The organism is Actinocorallia aurantiaca (assembly GCF_039533685.1).
Taxonomy (GTDB): Bacteria; Actinomycetota; Actinomycetes; order Streptosporangiales; family Streptosporangiaceae; genus Actinocorallia; species Actinocorallia aurantiaca.
Genome location: NZ_BAAATZ010000002.1, coordinates 407,384 through 425,643 on the forward strand (window position 1 = coordinate 407,384; position 18,260 = coordinate 425,643).

An 18,260-nucleotide genomic window follows, 5' to 3' on the forward strand; every position below is an offset into this window, starting at 1 on the left:
GGCTATTCACTCAACCACGACAGGAGCGCGTCGTTGAACGCCTGTGGGCGCTCCTGGTGCGGGAAGTGACCGGCCGCCTCGATCACCTTCCAGGAGTACGGGGCCTCGACGTAACGACCCGACCCCTGGGCCGCGTACTGCGGGATCGCAGGATCGATCATGCCGTGAAGGTGCAGCGTGGGGGCCAGGACGGGAGCGGCCATACGGTGCCCGTAACGGATGCCGTCCGGACGGGGCGTGGAACGCACCAGCCAGCGGTGGTACTCGAGCGCGCAGTGCGCCGCACCCGGGATCTGTATGGCGTCCCGTACGTTGCGTTCGGTCTCCGCGTCCGGCCAGCCCGGACCCGACCAGTGGTGCAGAAGACGGGCGGCCCGGTCCGCGTCGTTCTTGACGAGGTCGCGTTCCGGCCACATCGGAAGCTGGTAGAGGGCGGTGTGCGCCATCCAGTTCGTCCAGGGGGACTGCCGCAGGCGCAGCGGATGCGGGGCGGAGACGGCGACCAGGCGCTGCACGACCTTCGGGTGGTACACGGCGGTCGTCCAGGCGACCAGGCCGCCCCAGTCGTGGCCGACGACGATCGCGTTGGCCTCGCCGAGCGCGCGGATCAACCCGGTCACGTCCCCCGCGAGAGTGACGAGGTCATAACCGCGAGGAGGCTTGTCGCTGCCCCCGTAGCCGCGCAGGTCGACGGCCACCGCCCGGTAACCGGACTCGGAGAGGGCGACCAGCTGGTGGTGCCAGCTCCACCAGGTCTCGGGGAAGCCGTGGAGGAGCAGGACCAGCGGGCCCTCGCCCAGCTCGGCGATGTGGAAGCGGGTGCCTCGGGCGCTGACGTCGCGGTGAGTCCAGGGACCCGCGAGCTCAGTGGTCACGGGAACGCTTGAGCATCTTCACGCCGTCCTGAAGGGTCTGCCGGGTGCGCTTCGCCCCGTCGATCTTGCGGATCCGCAGCCAGCCCACGAGGATCAGGACGGCGGCCAGCAGCAGGTAGAGCCCGGACACCACGGCGAACGCGGCCCAGTGCCACATGCCCAGCCCGACCAGCATGTACGCGAACGAGATCGACATCAGGATGACGATCACACCGGCGATCAGGCCGGCGATCGCGAACAGACCGCCGCCGATCGCCGCCTTCTTGGCGTCCGCCTTCAGTTCGAGCTTGGCGAGCTCCAGCTCGGCCCTGACCAGCTTCTGGACGTTGCCGGTCGCGGCCGCGACGAGCTCGCCGAGGCTCTGGTCCTCGACGTTCGGTCGAGTCATGAGAACTCCCTCTCGGTACCGGTGCTCAGGGCGCGTGGTTCCTTACCCGGAAGCCGAACACCATGAACGGCCATCGCCGATGCCGTCATGGTCACTCTCTCGGAATGTTCGGTTTTCGGGTAGCCCAAATCGCCGATGAGCAGCGAAACGGTGACACACACGCGAGTGTGCGCCATCCCAAGAACCTACCGAGACACTCTCCACCCGATGCATCTAGGGCGAGCCGGTCCGGCGGAGCCTACCCGCGGGGAGCGGCGGAGCCGCCGTGACACGTCACGGCGGCTCCGGAAAGTCCCGACTCAGAGGCCGAGGGCCTGCTTGATGTGCTCCATCACGGCCGGGTCGGCCAGGGTGGTGGCGTCACCGATCTGCCGGCCCTCCGCGATGTCCTGGAGGATCCGGCGGACGATCTTGCCGGAGCGGGTCTTCGGGAGCTCGGGGACGAGGAGGATCTGGCGCGGCTTGGCGATCGGGCCGAGGTGTTGTGCGACGTGCGCGCGCAGCTCCTCCACGTCGATCTCGCCGCCGTCGCGCGGGATGACGAACGCGGCGATCGCCTGCCCGGTGACCGGGTCGGACGCGCCGACGACGGCCGCCTCCGCCACCTTCGGGTGGCTGACGAGCGCCGACTCGACCTCGGTGGTGGAGATGTTGTGGCCGGAGACGAGCATGACGTCGTCGACCCGTCCGAGGAGCCACAGGTCGCCGTCGTCGTCCTTCTTGGCGCCGTCGCCGGCGAAGTACAGGCCCGGCCAGCGCGACCAGTACGTCTGCACGAAACGCTCGTCGTCGCCCCAGATCGTGCGGAGCATCGACGGCCACGGCTCCTTGAGCACGAGGAACCCGCCCGAACCGTCGGGGACGCTCTTGGCCTCGTCGTCCACGACGTCCGCGGAGATGCCGGGCAGGGGCCGCATCGCCGCGCCGGGCTTGCCGTGGGTGACGCCGGGCAGCGGGCTGATCATGATCGAGCCGGTCTCCGTCTGCCACCAGGTGTCGACGACCGGCGTACGGCCGCCGCCGATGCGCTCGCGGTACCAGACGTAGGCCTCCGGGTTGATCGGCTCGCCGACGGAGCCCAGGACGCGCAGACTGGAGAGATCGAACCGCGCGGGGATGTCGTCGCCCCACTTCATGAACGTGCGGATCGCCGTGGGCGCGGTGTAGAGGATCGTGACGCCGTACTTCTCGACGAGCTCCCACCAGCGGCCGCGGTGCGGGGTGTCGGGGGTGCCCTCGTACATGACGGACGTCGCGCCGTTGGAGAGCGGCCCGTAAACGATGTAGGAGTGGCCCGTCACCCAGCCGACGTCCGCGGTGCACCAGTAGACGTCCGTCTCCGGCTTGTGGTCGAAGACGGCGTGGTGGGTGAACGACGTCTGCGTGAGGTAGCCGCCGGTGGTGTGCAGGATGCCCTTCGGCTTCCCGGTGGTGCCGGACGTGTAGAGGATGAACAGCGGGTGCTCGGAGTCGTGCGGCTCGGCCCTGTGCTCCTCCGGCTGGCGGTCCACGAGGTCGTGCCACCAGACGTCGCGGTCCGTCCACTCGACGTCCTGGCCGGTGCGGCGGACGACGAGGACGTTCTTCACGCTCTTCGTGACGGCCTGGTCGACGGTCGGCTTCAACGCGCTGGGAGCGCCGCGGCGGTAGCCGCCGTCCGCGGTGATGACCAGCTTGGCGTCGGCGTCCTCGATCCGGGTGCGCAGGGCGTCCACCGAGAAGCCGCCGAACACCACGGAGTGGGTGGCGCCGATCCGGGCGCACGCCAGCATCGCGACGGCCGTCTCGGGGATCATCGGCATGTAGATGGCGACCCTGTCGCCCTTGACGACACCGAGCTCGCCGAGCGCGTTCGCGGCCCGGCAGACCTCCTTCTGGAGGTCGGCGTACGTGATGGTGCGGGTGTCTCCGGGCTCGCCCTCCCAGTAGAAGGCGACCTTGTCGCCGCGCCCGGCCTCCACGTGCCGGTCGACGCAGTTGTAGGCGATGTTGATCTCGCCGCCCGTGAACCACTTGGCGAAGGGCGGGTCGGTCCAGTCGAGGACCTCGGTCCAGGGCTTGGCCCAGGTCAACCGCTCGGCCTGCTCGGCCCAGAAGGCGAGGCGGTCCTCCGCGGCGCGGGCGTAGGCGTCTTCGGTGGTGTTCGCGTTGGCTGCGAGGTCGGCCGGGGGAGCGAAGCGTCGGTTCTCCTGTAGCAAGTTCGACAGCGCGTCCTGGCTCACGGGTTGGCTCCTTGTCACTGGCTCTCGACTCGCACCCTGGGGGGATATCTCACTTAACCCGTGGTCGGGCATGCGTAGCAAGGGCGGGACTACTTTTAAGTTTCCTTACAAATGGTAGGTGATGCGGGACACGTCCGACCCCTGTGTACCCTCGTGGCCGTGGATGACGCTCTGCTTCAAGTCTCGTTGCTGCCCGGTGTGGAAGAGGCCTGTGACACGGCGCGCAAAGCCGTGGACAGACTCCGCGGACACCGCATGCTGCGGCGCAAGAGCACCGAGGTGTCCACCGAATCGCTGCTGCGCGGAGCACGCGCCTCCGCGGCCCTGGAAGGGGCGGAGGCACACCTCGAAGAAGTACGTTCGGGGCATGCCCAGCACCCCCTCGTCCAGGGGGCCCTGCGGATCTCCGGCGAGATGGGGCCGCTCGTGACGACCTGGCGTGCGGCGCCCCGCCAGGTGCTCGCACGCCTGCACGTCCTGGGCGCGCGCGACCTCGTCCCGGCCGACCTTCTGGGGCGGCCCCGGGAATCGGGTACGCCCTCTCCGGAAGAGGTCGCAGCACGGCTCGACGCGTTGAGCGCGCTGCTGACGGCACCGTCGAAGGCCCCCGCACTCGTGGCCGCGGCCGTCGTGCACGGCGAACTGCTGGCGCTGAAGCCCTTCGGCACCGCGGACGGCCTGGTGGCGCGGGCCGCCGAACGGCTGACCCTGATCGACCGGGGGCTGGACCCCAAGTCCCTGGTCTCCCCCGAGGTGGGCCACTTCGAGCGGGCCGAGGAGTACCGGAAGGCGTTCGAGGCCTACCTGACGGGCACCGCGGAAGGCGTCGCCGAATGGATCCGGCACTGCGCGGAGGCGGTCACCGCCGGGGCTCGGGACGCGCAGGCGCTCTGCGAGTCGATGCAGCGCGGCTGAGGGGTCCGCACGAAGAAGGGCGGCGTTCCCCTTGCGGGAAACGCCGCCACCGCCTCGCCATCTCCGGTTATCAAGCGTGCAATTCGTGATCGTCTGAGCGGGTCAAGCCCGACTCGACGTGCCTCCCGCGGCTGGTCGCGCGTGGGTACCGGAGTGGCGTGCCCGGACGTTCGTCCGTACTTCCTGTCTACGCCTTCCACCCGTTGCTGACAAGCCCCGAAGCAGGGAAGTCCGCAGAGGTCGGCGGGCTTTTGAACTTGCCTGGTATGTGAATTAAGTCCGTTTGGGGAGGCCGGGCCGAACCGCCCCTTCCGCCCCTCCGGGGGCGGGTTGAGATCTGCCTCCAGGGCCGGTGGTCGCGGCAGTCGTGCTTCCGTCCCTTCGGAGCCGGGCCGGGCCCTGCTTCCCGGGCCGGGCGGCCGCGAGGGCCGTGATTTCGCTTTTTCCAGGGGCGGGCCGGGTGGCCACGGTGATCGTGCTTCCGCTTCTTCTGAGCCGAGCCGAGCCGAGCCGAGCCTGCCCTCGGTGCCGGGTGCCGGGTGCCGGGTGCCGGGTGCCGGGTGTCGGGCGTCGGGCGTCGGGTAGCGGGTGCGAAGTGCCGGGTGCGGGGTGTCGGGTGCGGGGTGTCGGGTGGTGGGTGTCGGGTGGTGGGTGCGGGGTGTCGGGCGTCGGGTAGCGGGTGGCGGGGCGTCGGGTGGCGGGTGCGGGGTGCGGGGTGCGGGGTGCGGGGCGTCGGGTGGTGGGCGTCGGGTGCCGGATGTCTGCGGCGATCGTGCTCCCCGGATGGGCGATCGACTGGCCACGCGGAGTTGTCCACAGCCTGCTAAGCGATCTTGATCAGTGGCGCGCATGCTGAGGTTCGTCGCCGGGCGACCGACCCGGCCAGAGCACAGGAGGCCCCATGGCCCCGCGCCCCCGAAACCGAGACGACGCCGGCATGGCCACCGCCGAGTACGCCGTGGCGACCGTCGCCGCGGCCGCCTTCGCCGGCCTGCTCTTCAAGATCGTCACCAGCGACCAGGTCCGGACCCTGGTGACGGGGATCATCGACCGGGCCCTCCAACTGGCCGGATGAACCGCCCAGGACACCGCGACGACCAGGGCACGGCCACCGCCGAAGTGGCCGTGGCACTGCCCGCCCTGGTGGCCGTCGTGGCGACCGCTCTCTGGGGCATCACCGCGGCGGCCACCAGACTCACCTGCCTCGACGCCCTCCACACCGCCGCACGCTCGGCTGCCCGAGGCGAACCCCTCTCCCAGGTCCGCACCCGCGCCCTCCGCGCCACCCCTCCCGGCACCGTCCTCACCATCACCCGAACCCCCGACTCCACCCGCCTCACCCTGACGGCCCCCTTCCGCCCGCCTTCCCGCCTCCCACTCCCCGCCCTCACCTTCCACCTCACCGCCGAGACCCCCACCGAACCCACCGCCCCCGCCTTCCCCGAAGCCCCTTCCCCCGCGGCCTTCCCCGTCTCGTCCGGCCTGCGAGGAGCCTCATGACGGGACCGGCCTCTCTCCTCGGACTTCCTGCCTCATCCGGCCTGCGAGAAGCCTCATGACGAGACCGGCCTTCTTTCCGCGGTCTTCTCGCCTCGCCCGGCCTGCGAGGAGCTCTGTGACGAGACCGGCTTCTCTCCGCGGTCTTCCCGCTCATTCGGCCCGCAAGGAGCTCTGTGACGAGATCAGACTTCTTCCACAGCCCTTCCTGTCTTGCTCGGTCCGCGAGGAGTCTTACGACGAGATCGACTTTCCTGAGATCAACACCGGAAATCCCCCAACGAGAACCCCCTCCCGCAGATCGTGGCTCGGCCACGATCTGGGCGGCCGCCCTGACCGGCCTCCTCTGCCTGTGCTCGGCCACCGCGATGACGATCGGCGGCATCCGGGCCGCCCGTCACCAAGCCCAGCTGGCAGCGGACATGGCCGCCCTGACCGCCGCGACTCGCCACACCTGGGGCCACCCTGACCCCTGCCCCCAAGCCCGCCGAACCGCCCTGCGAACAGGAGCCACCCTCATCACCTGCACCCTCACCCCCGACCCCGCCACCCCCGGCACCATCGCGGAGGTGACCGTCTCCATCCCCCTCTCCGCCCCTCGATGGCTGGCCCCCTTGGCCATTCCCGCCACGGCCAGAGCGGGCCCCGCCCCTCCCCACCCCTGACCCCACACAGAGGCCTCCGCTCCAGGCGGGTCTGCTCCACCCTGCGCTGCCGGTTCTTCTTTCCGGGATGGACGAGCACGGGACAGTACGGGTGCGGGACAGCCGGAGTGCGGACGGTACGGGACAGAGCCTCAGCTCCGGGCGACTCTGCTCCGGGTGACTCTGCTCCATCCCACGCTGCTGGCTCCTCTTGCCGGGACGGACAAGTGCGAGGCGGTACGGGTACGGAACAGGTGCAGGACGGTACGGGACGGGGCCTTTACCCGGGTGGCTTTGCTCTATCCCATGTCGACGGTCTTCTTGCCGGGCGGGACGGGTGCGGAGCTGTACGAGTGCGGGCAACGCGAGCGGCGGCGGATTTTTCGGGTACGCCGGCAGGTCTCGAAGGGCTGGAGATCTTCCTCCAAGGGGCGAACTCCGGGGTCGGGAAGCGCTCTGCCGTATAGACGTGTCCACCTTTGGGTCGCTCGGTTGGCTTTTGGGCAGAATGGAGGTGCATGATCACTGCATGGTGGAATTTGCGGCGGTCGCCGGTATCGCGATGGTCGAGTTGGGCATGGTGCTGACCCCCGGACCGAACATGATCTACCTGGTGTCCCGCTCCATCGCCCAGGGGAGGCGGGCGGGCCTGATCTCCCTGGCCGGAGTGGGCGCCGGTTTCCTGGTCTACCTGGCGGCGGTGACCGCCGGCATCACCGCGGTTTTCGCCCTAGTCCCCGCCCTCTACCTCGCGATCAAACTCGCCGGAGCCGCCTATCTGGCATACCTGGCCTGGCAGGCGTTCCGGCCCGGCGGAACCTCGGTCTTCGCTCCCCGGCCGCTCGACCCCGCCCCCGCCCGCCGCCTCTTCGGCATGGGCTTCCTCACCTCGGTGATCAACCCGAAGATCGCCGTTCTCTACATCTCCTTCCTCCCCCAGTTCGTAGACCCCTCCCAAGGCCACGTGGCGGCCCAGAGCCTCCTCCTGGGCTCCGTCCAGATCTGCGTCGCCCTCACCTTCAACGGACTCTTCGTCCTCACCGCAGGCTCCATCAGCGCCTTCCTCGCCACCCGCCCCGCCTGGCTCCGCCTCCAACGCCGCCTGACCGGCGGCCTCCTCGCCTTCTTCGCCTTCCGCATGGCCACCGACCGCACCCCGGCCCCCGCTTGAAGGGAGCCCCCGCCCACTGAGTGCCCCGGCTCCCGCCGAGGGGACCGCCGTCAGCTGAGCGTGCTCCTACTCCCGTTCGAGGAGGCTGCTGTGGAGTGGTCACGTTCGGCTCCTGCTCGAGGGAACTGTCGTCAGCTGAGCGTGCTCTGGCTCTCGTTCGAGGGAGCTGCTGTGAAGTGGTCGCGTTCGGTTCCTGCCGAGGGGACGGCCGTCAGCTGAGCGTGTTTTGGCTTTTGTTCGAGGGGGCTGCTGTGAAGTGTCCGTGTTTGGTTCCTGCCGAGGGGACGGCCGTCAGCTGAGTGTGCTCTGGCTCCCGTTCGAAGGGGCTGTCGTCAGCTGAGCGTGCCCCGATTTCCGGTTGAAGGGGGCTGTCGGCCTGACTGTGCCCGGTTCCTGTTCGAGAGAGCTGTCGCCAACTGACCGGATGCTGGCTCTGGTTGAGGGAGTTCCCCTTAAGGGAGGGTGATGCTCTGGGCTATGCCGGCGATGGACGGGACTATGCCGAGGAAGAAGAAGGCGGGGAGGAAGCAGAGGCCCAAGGGGGCCACGGCCTGGATGGCGGCTGAGCGGGCTCGGGCTTCGGCGGCGGCTCTGGCGGTGCGACGCTGGTCGCGGGCGAGGCGGTTGAGGACGGGGGCCAGGGCGGCGCCGCTCCGGGCGGTGCGGGCCGCCGCGCGGGCCAAAGGCGCGGTTTCCGGGGTCTCGGTGAGTTCCCTCCAGGCTTCGGGAGGGTCGGCGCCCAGGCGGATCTGAGCGGCGACCTTCTCCAGGTCCGCTCCGAGGGGGCCGCCCAGTGCCCCGGAGACCGCCTCGATGGATTCAGCCCAGGAGACACCGGCGGCCAGACACGCGGAGAGAAGTTCGACGGCCATCGGCAGGTCCGCCACCATCCGCGCCCGACGTTTCCTGGACCCGGCGGACTCCCCTCTGCCCGTCCACCACCAGCATCCCCAGCCGGTGAGGGCTCCGACGGCCAGGCCCGGCAGTCCTCCCGTCAGCGAACCGCTGAGGATCCCCGCGGCGGCCGCCAAGAGCAGTCGCCTCCTCCGGGACTCCTCGTTCCGCGGCTCCTCGGCGGTGGGCACCTTGACGTCCCCGGCCAGAGCGAACCGCCTCCGGACGTCGAGCCTGCTCAGCCTTTTCGCGGGGGACGGTGCCAACGCGAAGAGCCCCGCAGCTGCGGCGAAGAGAACCCCCAGAACATCCGTCATCGTTCAGCGCCTTTCAAGCTGGGGCGCACCAAGCTGAAGCGCGCCAAGCTGAGGCGTGGCCAGTTGGGGCGTACCAACCTGGGGCGTGCCCAGTTGAGGCGTACCGAGCTGAAATGCACCGAGCTGAAATGCACCGAGCTGAGGCGTGGCCAGCTGAGATGCACCGGGCTGAGGCGTACCAAGTTGGAGCGCGTCGAGCTGAGACGTACCGACTCCTCCTTGGTGCGGTTTGCTTCTTCTGAAGGCCCGTGTACAGCCGGTGGAGGCAGGCGTTCGTTCACAGCTTGTGGGGGCGGGGGCTCGTTCATGGGCCGGGGTTGCGTCATCCGTCTCTCGGCTCGGTGGTGGGCAGGGCGTGCGGGTCAGGGGTGTTCGGCTCTGGTGGCTATGTGTTTGGTCCACAGGAGGCCTGCGGCGTCCAGGAGGAGGGCCAGGAGGAGGCAGGCCAGGCCGGGGAGCGTGGTGAAGAGGAAGCCGAGGGGATCGGCTCCCAGGGACCAGGACATGGCCAGGCCCAGGCACGGGAGGACGGCCAGGAGGCGGGCGGTGGCGTGGGTGCCCGCCAGCTGGGCCTTGATCTGCTGGTGGTGGTCGTGGTCGTCGCGCAGCCCCTGGGTGAGGCCGTCCATGACGGGGGCGAAGGCGGCGCCGCGTTCCACTCCAATGCGCCAGCAGGCGGCCAGGAGGCGTAGACCGTGCGCGCCGGGATGTTCGGAGAGCCGGTGCAGGGCCTGGGGGAGGTCCGGGGCGGACATGGTGGCTTTCAAGGGCACCGCCAGTGCGGGGGAGAGTGACTCGACGGCGTCCGCCAAGGCGTCTTCCGGGGTGCGTCCTGCGGTGAGCTCGGCGGCCAGCGCGTCACAGAGCTCGATCACGCCGAGCCTCCACGTCTCCTCCTCTCGGTGACGGGTCAGGCGCCTTGCCAGGGGGTTCTCCCGCAAGGCGGACTCCAGCCGCCCTCCAGGCCTCTGCGCTCCGCGTCGCACGGCGGCGAGCCTTCGCACGGAGAACGGAGGACAGGTCCAGAGCCAGACCGCTCCGGCCGCGAAGAGCGCTCCGAGGAGCAGCGTCATCCCGTCACCCCTCTTCGAACGTCATGGGGTCCACGACAGGCGGTCGAAGAGGGTGGAGGCGGCGGGAGCGGGGGTGAGGCCGGTGGGGGTGAGGTGGACGGCGGGGTGGGCTTCCACCAGGCCGGAAGGGGAGCGGAGGAGGACGGAGATCTCGCGGACCCGGCGGTGGGGGCCGTGGCGGTCCAGGTGGACGATCACGTCGAGGGCGGCCGCCAGCTGGCTGTGCAGGGCTTCGCGGGTGAGGCCCGCGGCGCAGCCCAGGGCTTCCAGGCGGGCGGGGACGTCCGTGGGGGCGTTGGCGTGGAGGGTGCCGCAGCCGCCTTCGTGGCCGGTGTTCAAAGCGCTCAGGAGGTCGACCACTTCGGCGCCTCTCACCTCGCCCACGACCAGGCGGTCGGGGCGCATGCGGAGGGCCTGGCGGACCAGGTCGTGCAGGGTGACGCCGCCGGCGCCCTCGATGTTGGGGGGACGGGCCTCCAGCCGGACCACGTGGGGGTGGTCGGGGCGGAGCTCGGCCGAATCCTCGACGAGGAGCAGCCGTTCGGAGGGGGAGACCAGGCCCAGCAGGCAGCTCAGAAGCGTGGTTTTTCCAGTGCCGGTTCCTCCCGTGACGAGGAAGGCGGCGCGGGAGGCGACCAGGGCGGCCAGCAGGTCGGCTCCCCGAGCGCAGAGGCTCCCCTCGTCCACGAGCTCGCCGAGGGTGAACGCCCTGCCTCGGGGAGAGCGGAGGGAAAGGCACGTGCCTCCGGGGGCCACGGGGGCGAGGACGGCGTGGAGCCGGATGCCGCCGGGAAGGCGGGCGTCCACGTAAGGGGCGGCGTCGTCCAGGCGGCGGCCCGCCGCCGCGGCGAGGCGCTGGGCGAGCCTGCGGACCGCCCGCTCGTCCGGGAAGCGGACGGAGGTGCGCATCAGGTGCCCCTTCGCCTCGACCCACACCTCGTCGGGGCCGTTGACCAGGACGTCCGTCACCGCCGGGTCGTTCAGCAGCGTCTCCAGGGGGCCCGTCCCCACGAGATCGGCCCTCACCTGGCGGGTCAGACTGAGCACCTCGGTGTCGCCTAGCACCTTCTCCTCGGCCCGCAGCGCCGCGGCCACGGCTCCCGGCGTGGCCGCGCTCCTGGTGTCGGCCAGCCGCCCCCGCACCGCGTCCGCGAGGCTCATCGCCCACCGCCGATACCCGTGTCCGGCTTCCGGTCCTCGGCGCTTCGGCCCTGCTCCGGGTGGCCTGTTTCCGGAGTGGGCCGCTTCCGTCTCAGGTGGGCCTCCTGCCAGGTGCTCCGCCTCGGGCCTCGGACGGGGGTTTCGGGGGATATGGCGTTGACGGCGTCCCGAACCCCCTTGAGAGGGGAGAGCAGCCGGGAGAAGCCGCGGAGACCGCGGTGCCGGGACTTCGGAAGGCGGGCGGAAGCGGCGCTTCGCGGGCCGGGAGAAGTGGTGGTGAAGAGAGCGAAGAACCAGGTGTGAGCTTGTACCGAGGAGAGGCGTCCGCCTTTTCGGGTGGAGACGGAAGCAGCGGAGGCCGACGAGCGGGGGAAGAAGCGGCGGACTTTGCCAGGGAGTGCGCGAGCGGGTCGAGAGATGCGGGAGCGAAGCATGGGTGGCTCCTGGGTTGAGAGCGGGGCGAGGATGCGGCGGATTTCGTCAGGGAGTGCGCGAGCGGGTCGAGAGGCGTGGGAGCGAAGCATGGGTGGCTCCTGGGTTGAGAGCGGGGCGAGGAGGCGGCGGATTTCGCCAGGGAGTGCGCGAGCGGGTCGAGAGATGCGGGAGCGAAGCATGGGTGGCTCCTGGGTCGAGAGCGGGACGGGAAGCGGCGAGCGTGTGGCGCCGGGTCAGGGCGGGTTGGGGAGAAGGGAGGGCAGGAGGCGGGTGCAGAGGCGGGCCAGGGGGCCTCTGGTGGGGAGGGCGGCCTGTTCCAGGGCTGGAGGGATGCGGCGGTCCAGGTCGTAGTGGCCGTGCAGGGGGAGGGCGAGGGTTTCGGCTATGGAGGAGGAAGGGAGGCGGACGGGGGCGGGGCCGCGGGTGATGAGGAGGGGCTGGGAGGCCGCGGTGGTGAGGGAGCGGGCGGACAGGACGCTGCGGACTTCGGCGGGGACCAGGAGGAGGGTCTGGTCGGAGGAGGGCGCGGTGCCGCGGGGGGAGTCCGCGACGACCAGGTCGTAGGCGCGGCGTGCCGCGGAGAGGACCGAGGCGAGGGCTTCGGCGGGGATCCGGGACGTGCGGTCGTGCGCGTGGGAGAGGACGGACACCCCGCGGGTCGCCGGAAGCGATCCGTGCAGGGCTTCGGGGGAGAGGCGGCCGCGCAGGCGGGTCAGGTCGGGCCAGCGGGTGCCGCGGGTCCGTTCCAGGCCGAGCACCACGTCCAGGCCCGCCGACAGGGGGTCGAGGTCCAGCAGGAGGACGCGGAGGTCGCGGCGGGCCGCGATAAGGGCGAGGGTGGTGGCGAAGACGGAGGCTCCCGCACCGCCTCGGGCGCCGGTGACGGCGACGACGCGGCCGGAGGAGGGCGGGCTGCAGGCGCGGAGCAGGCGGTCGGCGAGTCGGGGTTCGTCTTCGGGGAGCACGGCCACCTGTTCGGCGCCGAGTTCGAGCGCCCGGCGGTACACGGTGACGGAGGCCTCGCGGGACAGGACGATCAGGCCGTCCCTGCGCGGGTGGGCGCCTGCCAGCACGTCGGGGCCGAGCAGGACCACGGCCGCGCGGTGCCACCAGGCGCGCGCCTCCGCGGGGTGGGAGGCGACCGCCATTTCCACCGAGGCGGCGGCCGCGAGACGACGCACGTCGTCGACGAGTTCCGGATCGCCGGAGAGCACCAGAGCGTTCACGGATCCAAGGTCGCCCAACCCGGCCAAGATCGCTTAGCGGCCTGTGGAAAACCTCGGGAAGCGCCGCGACGGCGGGGTGTGGCAGGCGGACGATCGGTGCGGAACTGCCAGAACCGGTGGGCGGAGAGAGAGGCGGATCGAAGCGAGTCAAGGGGAGAGAGCCGTTGTATTTATCGTCAATAGGGCTAAGGTGCTGGAAAGCCCAATTGTCGTTCTTCTGTGACTTTCGCTACCGGCGGGTCATATACGCTGCCTCAAGCACTGAGGTACCGGGTGTGGCGGAGGGAATCTTGCGCGTGTGGCTCAAGGCACTGGTGGCCGTGGCTCCGCTGGTGACGATGCTCGGCGCGGGGGTTCCGGCGCAGGCGAAAGCCGCGGCGGCCCCCCAGATCACGCCGGCCAGCGGTTCCGTCATCACGTCCTCGTCGGTCACCATCAGGGTGAAGTCCGCGGCGGGCGGCGGAACCCTGCACGTGGACGGTCGCCCGGTGGCCACCGGGAAGAACAAGTGGCTCACGTACACGATCAACGGGAAGACCACGCCGAACGGGACCGTCAAGGTCAAGCTCGACGCCCTGATTCCGTGGGACGAGGCCTCGAGCACGTTCCGGATGGCGGTGCCCGCGTCCGCGCCCAGCGGCGTGACGGCGTCGGTGACGGCCAACAACAAGGTGACCGTCAAGTGGAACAAGGGCACGGAGCCGGACCTGACCGGCTACACGCTCTCGGGTGACATCGGCAGCAAGAGCATCTCCGCCGGTTCCTGCGGGGCGCAGTGCAGCGTGACGCTGGCCGCGGGCCCCTCCGCCAGCGGGCAGGCGACGATCCAGGTGGTCGCCAAACGGTCGGGGGCCGCCGCTTCGGGGGCCACGACGCGGACCGTCCGGCTCAAGGGGACCGGGCAGCCCCAGACGGGGAACGACAACAACAGCGGCCCCGCTCCGGCGCCCGGCCCGTCGACCTACACGTGGCCTGAACAGTCCCAGGGTCCGGCCCTCCCCTCCGTGGCGCCCAACCCCGACGGGTTCAGCACCGAGAGCCCTGGCGTGATCACCTATCCGACGCCCACCGACCCCGAGGTCCTCGACCCCTCGGTCGTCAGCATGGACAGCACCACCGGGCTGACGGGGACGCTGGCCGACGAGAGCCTGCAGTGGGGCAAGAGCATGGCGATAGCGCTCGTCCTGCTGCTGTGCGCGGCCCACCTGGGAACCTGGACGCGTCGCCTGCGCATGGCGCGGGTCACCGGTCCGGGAGGTCCCCGGGTCGTGACCGGGTCGGCCCACGCCCGTGTCGAGGCCAACCGGCTGCACATCGAGGCGGCGCTCGCCGCCGCCCGCGGCGCCGGCGAGGGGTCCTCGGACGAGGACGAGAAGGGCGCGAGGAAGCCCAAGCGCGGCGGCAGGTTCAAGAAGGGCAAGGCCGAGCCCGAGAGCCCGGAGCTGAGCTCGATCGTCCGCACGGCGGACCCCGACCAGGACTTCCCGGACGAGCTCAACCTCGAGTACACGCCGAAGTCCACATTCGGCGCGGACACGACGAGCACGACGGACGAGAACGAAGCCGCAGACCCGGACGTCACCGCGTTCGACCTGGACAGGACGGGCATCGACGGGCCAGACCCGGACGAGCCCGAGACGACGATCTTCGACCGGTCGGAGCAGGACCCCGACGGCGCCCCGAAGGCGGACGAGAAGACCGACGCGGCCCTGGCGGCCCTGATCGAGCTGGCGAAGGCCGACGCCCCCGAGTCGGCGCAGGACCCGAAGGACCCGTCCGAGGAGGCCGGCGACCGCACGGAGGTCCTCGAACACCCCCGCCGTCGCCGCGGCCTCTTCCGCCGCTGACCCCGCCCCACGGGTTCGGACACCTCTCCACGCGCCGTGAACTGCCCGGTTGGGCCGATGGACCCCGCTCCACGGGTTCGGAGGCCCTTCACGCGCCGTGAACCGCTCCGCGGGAGCGGGCGGGCCTTCCACGCGCCGTGAACTGCCCGGTTGGGCCGATGGACCCCGCTCCACGGGTTCGGACGCCCTTCACGCGCCGTGAACCGCTCCGCGGGAGCGGGTGGGCCTTCCATGCGCCGTGAACCGCTCCACGGGTTCGGGCGGGCCTTCCACGCGCCGCGAACTGCCCGGTTGGGCCGATGGACCCCGCCCCACGGGTTCGGACCCCCTCCACGCGCCGTGAACCATCCGGCTCCGCCGCTGACCCTGCCCCGCGGGACGAGGTCAGGGGCGCGTGAGGAGGACGGACAGGAGCGCCAGCGCGTCCTGTTTGTCCAGGGGTTCGTTGCCGTTTCCGCACTTGGGGGACTGGATGCAGGACGGGCATCCGTGCTCGCACTCGCAGGAGGCGATGGCCTTGCGGGTGGCCTGGAGCCATGGCCGGGCGGAGGTGTAGGCGCGTTCGGCGAAGCCGGCGCCGCCGGGGTGGCCGTCGTAGACGAAGACGGTGAGGCGGCCGGTGTCGGGGTGCAGGGGGGTGGAGACGCCGCCGATGTCCCAGCGGTCGCAGGTGGCGAAGAGGGGCAGGAGGCCGATGGAGGCGTGTTCGGCGGCGTGGGCGGCGCCGGGCGCGTCGAAGCCGGGCTCGGCGGCCAGCAGGGAGGCCAGGGCCCCGGGGGAGACGGTCCACCAGACGCTCTTGGTGCGCAGGACGCGTTCGGGCAGGTCGAGGGGCTTCTCGCCGATGATCTCGCCGGTGGCGAGGCGGCGCATCTGGTAGGAGACGACCTGGCGGCGGACCTCGACGGTGCCGAAGTGCAGGGTGGCGTGCTCGCCCCAGGAGAGGGACTTCTCCTCGTCGAGGATGTGGACGTCGGTGGTGGAGCGGGCGGACGTGGAGTAGTCGGGGACGGCCGGGTCTACCAGGGCGACGCCGTCGTCGAGGTCCAGGAGGTTCACCAGGAAGGACTCGCCCTGGTGGACGTAGACGGCGCCTTCGTGGACGCTGCCGTGCGCCGACGCCTCGTCGACGGTGCCGAGGAGTCGGCCGGTGCCGGCTTCGACGACCTGTACGACGGACGGTCCCGAGCCGCGTAGGTCGGTGGACGGCCGGCGCCGGTGCGTCCAGTACCAGCCGGTGGGGCGGCGGCGGAGCAGTCCCCGGGCGGTGAGGTCGTCCACAAGCTGTGGAGACTCCGGCCCGAACAGCGTGAAGTCCTCGTCCGTGAGGGGAAGCTCGGCGGCGGCCGAGCACAGGTGGGGCTCCAGCACGTAGGGGTTGGCCGGGTCGAGGACGGTGGCCTCGACGGGGGTGCCGAAGACCGCCGACGGGTGGTGGACGAGGTAGGTGTCCAGTGGGTCGTCCCTGGCGATGAGGACGGCCAGCGCGTCCTGGCCGCCGCGGCCGGCGCGCCCGGCCTGCTGCCACAGGGACGCGCGGGTTCCCGGCCAGCCGCAGATCAGCACGGCGTCCAGGCCGGAGACGTCGATGCCCAGCTCCAGGGCGTTGGTCGTGGCCAGTCCCAGCAGCGAGCGGGAGCGCAGGCCCGCCTCGAGGGCGCGGCGCTCCTCCGGCAGGTAGCCGCCGCGGTAGGCGGCGATCTGGTCGGCGAGTTCCGGCGCGACCTCCGACAGGGCGCGCCGGGCGGCCAGCGAGACCGTCTCGACGCCGCGCCGGGAGCGGACGAAGGCGAGCGTCTGCGCCCCGGTGGTCACGAGGTCGGCCAGCAGGTCGGCGGTCTCGGCGGGGGCGGGCCTGCGGACCTCGTCCTCCAGCAGCGGCGGCTCCCAGAAGGCGAAGGTCGTCGCGCCCCGGGGCGAGCCGTCCTCGACGACCGCCTCGACGGGCAGTCCGGTGAGCACCGAGGCCGAGGCCGCGGGGTCCGACACCGTCGCGGAGGCCAGGACGAAGGTGGGATCGGCCCCGTAACGGGCGCAGACCCGGCGCAGCCGCCGGAGGATCTGCGCGACGTGCGAGCCGAAGACGCCCCGGTAGCCGTGCGCCTCGTCGATCACGACATAGCGCAGCCGGCGGAGAAAGGAGGCCCATCGGGAGTGTCCGGGAAGCACTCCGTAGTGCAACATGTCGGGATTGGTGAGAACGATGTTCGCGTAACGCCGAATCCAATCTCGGGAATCCGGCGAAGTGTCCCCGTCGTAGGTCGCGGCGCGCACGGAGGGAATTCCCAGACCCGACACGAAACGTTCCTGATCATGGGCCAGCGCCTTGGTCGGCGCGAGGTAGAGCGTCGTCTCGTCGTCCAGCGCCGCGCTCAGCGAGGGCAGCAGGTAGGCGAGCGACTTGCCCGAGGCGGTCCCTGTGGCGATGATCACAGATCGTCCCTCATGGGCCAGCGAAGCCGCTGTGACCTGGTGTTCCCACAGCTCGGGGAACCTCAGCGCGGAACGCACGGGATCCGGTGCCCAGTCGGGCCATCCGGCCGGAGAGGCGGCCCGCGCGGGAACCGTCTCGACATGGGTCACCCGTCCGCGGCGCCTCGGATCGCGCAGCAGATGCCGGAGAAGTTCGTGTGCGGACACAGGTTTCCAGTCTTGCATCGTGGGAAGGACCACGGAACGCCCCGGCCCCCTGATCGAGGTTTCGGCCCCTGCCGGACCATGTGAACAGAGGATTCCGTGCTGACACGTCTCCGGGGCATGGTTGAATTTCGACGGACGAGCGCTGCGACGTCCGATTACATTGCGGCAGGAATGCGCAGGAGGTTCTGTGGACCTGAAGGTGAACGACTACACCACCGACGACGGCCTCACGGTCATCAACGTGGAGGGGGAGATCGACGTCTACACGGCGCCGAAGCTCCGCGAGAAGCTCATCGACTTGGTCAACAAGGGCAAGTTCCACCTCCTCGTGGACATGGAGAAGGTCGAGTTCCTGGACTCGACCGGCCTCGGCGTCCTGGTGGGTGGGCTGAAGCGGGTCCGGGCGCACGACGGTTCGCTGGAACTGGTCTGCACCCAGGAGCGCATTCTCAAGATCTTCCGGATCACCGGGCTGACCAAGGTCTTCGGGATTCACACCTCGCTCGAGGAGGCGCGGGAGAACCGCAAGAGCGCGAAGTAGTCTCCCGTGTCTTCTACAGTCGAGGTCGCGTTCAGCGCGCTGCCGATCCATGTGCGCACCGCGCGCATGATCACCAAGGCGGTCGCGCTGCGCAGCGGTGTGGACGACCCGCTGCTGGACGAGGTGCGTCTGGCGGTGGGCGAGGCATGCTCGCGCGCCGTGGAGGCCCACCAGAAGCACTGTCCCGAGGAACCCGTGGTGCTGAACCTGACCGACGGCAAGGGCCGTTTCTCGGTCTCGGTCAGCGATCGGGTCCCGGATGAGCCGGAGGAAGACGGTCTGAGCATGGCGGTGATCAAGGGCCTCGCCGACGAGCTCGAGATCGTCTCCTCGGAGACCGGAACGACGATCAGCATGAGCTGGCCGGCGCGCTGACTCATCCCCGAAAAGACCTCACGTTCTCAGACGTGAGGT

The 18,260-nt window shown here is 70.6% G+C and carries 16 protein-coding genes; 8 read left to right on the forward strand and 8 right to left on the reverse strand.

What is annotated here, in order from left to right:
- Positions 1–2 precede the first annotated feature (2 nt).
- From ABD327_RS02805 to acs, 3 genes are all read right to left on the reverse strand, one after another.
- Entirely contained in the window at positions 3–875 is an 873-nt protein-coding gene (locus ABD327_RS02805; protein ID WP_344448488.1) for an alpha/beta fold hydrolase, read from the reverse strand.
- Complete coding sequence (locus ABD327_RS02810) at positions 865–1,263, reverse strand: phage holin family protein (protein WP_344448489.1); 399 nt, start codon at positions 1,261–1,263, stop codon at positions 865–867. The genes ABD327_RS02805 and ABD327_RS02810 overlap by 11 nt, the downstream gene beginning before the upstream one ends.
- A 299-nt stretch (positions 1,264–1,562) precedes the next feature.
- Positions 1,563–3,485 (reverse strand): acetate--CoA ligase, encoded by a 1,923-nt coding sequence (gene acs / locus ABD327_RS02815; RefSeq protein ID WP_344448490.1) that lies wholly within the window; start codon positions 3,483–3,485, stop codon positions 1,563–1,565.
- A 159-nt stretch (positions 3,486–3,644) separates the two neighbouring features.
- Between acs and ABD327_RS02820 the strand changes: the two genes are divergently transcribed.
- The 5 genes from ABD327_RS02820 to ABD327_RS02840 all read left to right on the forward strand — a co-directional run bounded on the left by ABD327_RS02820 (position 3,645) and on the right by ABD327_RS02840 (position 7,712).
- Positions 3,645–4,400, forward strand: a complete 756-nt coding sequence (locus ABD327_RS02820) for a Fic family protein (RefSeq protein WP_344448491.1) — start codon at positions 3,645–3,647, stop codon at positions 4,398–4,400.
- A gap of 901 nt (positions 4,401–5,301) precedes the next feature.
- Entirely contained in the window at positions 5,302–5,475 is a 174-nt protein-coding gene (locus ABD327_RS02825) for a DUF4244 domain-containing protein (protein ID WP_344448493.1), read from the forward strand.
- Positions 5,472–5,900, forward strand: coding sequence for a TadE family type IV pilus minor pilin (locus ABD327_RS02830; protein WP_344448495.1), 429 nt, complete (start codon positions 5,472–5,474; stop codon positions 5,898–5,900). The genes ABD327_RS02825 and ABD327_RS02830 overlap by 4 nt, the downstream gene beginning before the upstream one ends.
- Before the next feature lie 173 nt (positions 5,901–6,073).
- Positions 6,074–6,562 carry an Rv3654c family TadE-like protein gene (locus ABD327_RS02835; protein WP_344448496.1) on the forward strand — a complete coding sequence of 163 codons (489 nt, stop codon included), beginning with the start codon at positions 6,074–6,076 and terminating at the stop codon, positions 6,560–6,562.
- Positions 6,563–7,070: 508 nt separating this feature from the next.
- Positions 7,071–7,712, forward strand: coding sequence for a LysE family translocator (locus ABD327_RS02840; RefSeq protein ID WP_344448497.1), 642 nt, complete (start codon positions 7,071–7,073; stop codon positions 7,710–7,712).
- Positions 7,713–8,164: 452 nt separating this feature from the next.
- Here the strand turns inward: ABD327_RS02840 and ABD327_RS02845 are convergent, their stop codons facing one another.
- The 4 genes from ABD327_RS02845 to ssd form a co-directional block, all read right to left on the reverse strand.
- Positions 8,165–8,923 carry a type II secretion system F family protein gene (locus ABD327_RS02845; RefSeq protein WP_344448498.1) on the reverse strand — a complete coding sequence of 253 codons (759 nt, stop codon included), beginning with the start codon at positions 8,921–8,923 and terminating at the stop codon, positions 8,165–8,167.
- 362 nt (positions 8,924–9,285) lie between these two features.
- A complete protein-coding gene (locus ABD327_RS02850) occupies positions 9,286–9,798 on the reverse strand; it encodes a type II secretion system F family protein (RefSeq protein WP_344448499.1) in 513 nt (170 codons plus the stop codon).
- 219 nt (positions 9,799–10,017) lie between these two features.
- Positions 10,018–11,157 carry a TadA family conjugal transfer-associated ATPase gene (locus ABD327_RS02855; RefSeq protein WP_344448500.1) on the reverse strand — a complete coding sequence of 380 codons (1,140 nt, stop codon included), beginning with the start codon at positions 11,155–11,157 and terminating at the stop codon, positions 10,018–10,020.
- Positions 11,158–11,825: 668 nt separating this feature from the next.
- Positions 11,826–12,818, reverse strand: a complete 993-nt coding sequence (gene ssd, locus ABD327_RS02860) for a septum site-determining protein Ssd (protein WP_344448502.1) — start codon at positions 12,816–12,818, stop codon at positions 11,826–11,828.
- Positions 12,819–13,093: 275 nt separating this feature from the next.
- Between ssd and ABD327_RS02865 the strand changes: the two genes are divergently transcribed.
- The gene (locus tag ABD327_RS02865) at positions 13,094–14,665 is read left to right on the forward strand and encodes a hypothetical protein (protein WP_344448503.1); all 1,572 of its coding nucleotides are present in this window, start codon (positions 13,094–13,096) and stop codon (positions 14,663–14,665) included.
- Between the two features lie 384 nt (positions 14,666–15,049).
- On the opposite strand, the gene ABD327_RS02870 is transcribed toward ABD327_RS02865, so the two are convergent.
- The gene (locus ABD327_RS02870; protein WP_344448504.1) at positions 15,050–17,323 is read right to left on the reverse strand and encodes a DEAD/DEAH box helicase; all 2,274 of its coding nucleotides are present in this window, start codon (positions 17,321–17,323) and stop codon (positions 15,050–15,052) included.
- 169 nt (positions 17,324–17,492) lie between these two features.
- Here ABD327_RS02870 and ABD327_RS02875 point away from each other — a divergent pair, with 169 nt between their 5' ends.
- Together ABD327_RS02875 and ABD327_RS02880 are read left to right on the forward strand one after the other, a co-directional pair.
- Positions 17,493–17,846: an STAS domain-containing protein gene (locus tag ABD327_RS02875; protein ID WP_106396935.1), complete on the forward strand. Its 354-nt coding sequence runs from the start codon at positions 17,493–17,495 to the stop codon at positions 17,844–17,846.
- Positions 17,847–17,852: 6 nt separating this feature from the next.
- Complete coding sequence (locus tag ABD327_RS02880) at positions 17,853–18,221, forward strand: ATP-binding protein (protein ID WP_344448505.1); 369 nt, start codon at positions 17,853–17,855, stop codon at positions 18,219–18,221.
- The last annotated feature ends 39 nt before the right edge of the window (positions 18,222–18,260 follow it).

Excerpts from the sequence above, each read along its gene's own strand:
- ABD327_RS02810 (WP_344448489.1), bottom strand. The coding sequence starts at position 1,263 with ATGACTCGACCGAACGTCGAGGACCAGAGCCTCGGCGAGCTCGTCGCG.
- ABD327_RS02825 (WP_344448493.1), top strand. The coding sequence starts at position 5,302 with ATGGCCCCGCGCCCCCGAAACCGAGACGACGCCGGCATGGCCACCGCC.
- ABD327_RS02830 (WP_344448495.1), top strand. The coding sequence starts at position 5,472 with ATGAACCGCCCAGGACACCGCGACGACCAGGGCACGGCCACCGCCGAA.
- ABD327_RS02840 (WP_344448497.1), top strand. The coding sequence starts at position 7,071 with ATGGTGGAATTTGCGGCGGTCGCCGGTATCGCGATGGTCGAGTTGGGC.
- ABD327_RS02845 (WP_344448498.1), bottom strand. The coding sequence starts at position 8,923 with ATGACGGATGTTCTGGGGGTTCTCTTCGCCGCAGCTGCGGGGCTCTTC.
- ABD327_RS02855 (WP_344448500.1), bottom strand. The coding sequence starts at position 11,157 with ATGAGCCTCGCGGACGCGGTGCGGGGGCGGCTGGCCGACACCAGGAGC.
- ABD327_RS02870 (WP_344448504.1), bottom strand. The coding sequence starts at position 17,323 with ATGCAAGACTGGAAACCTGTGTCCGCACACGAACTTCTCCGGCATCTG.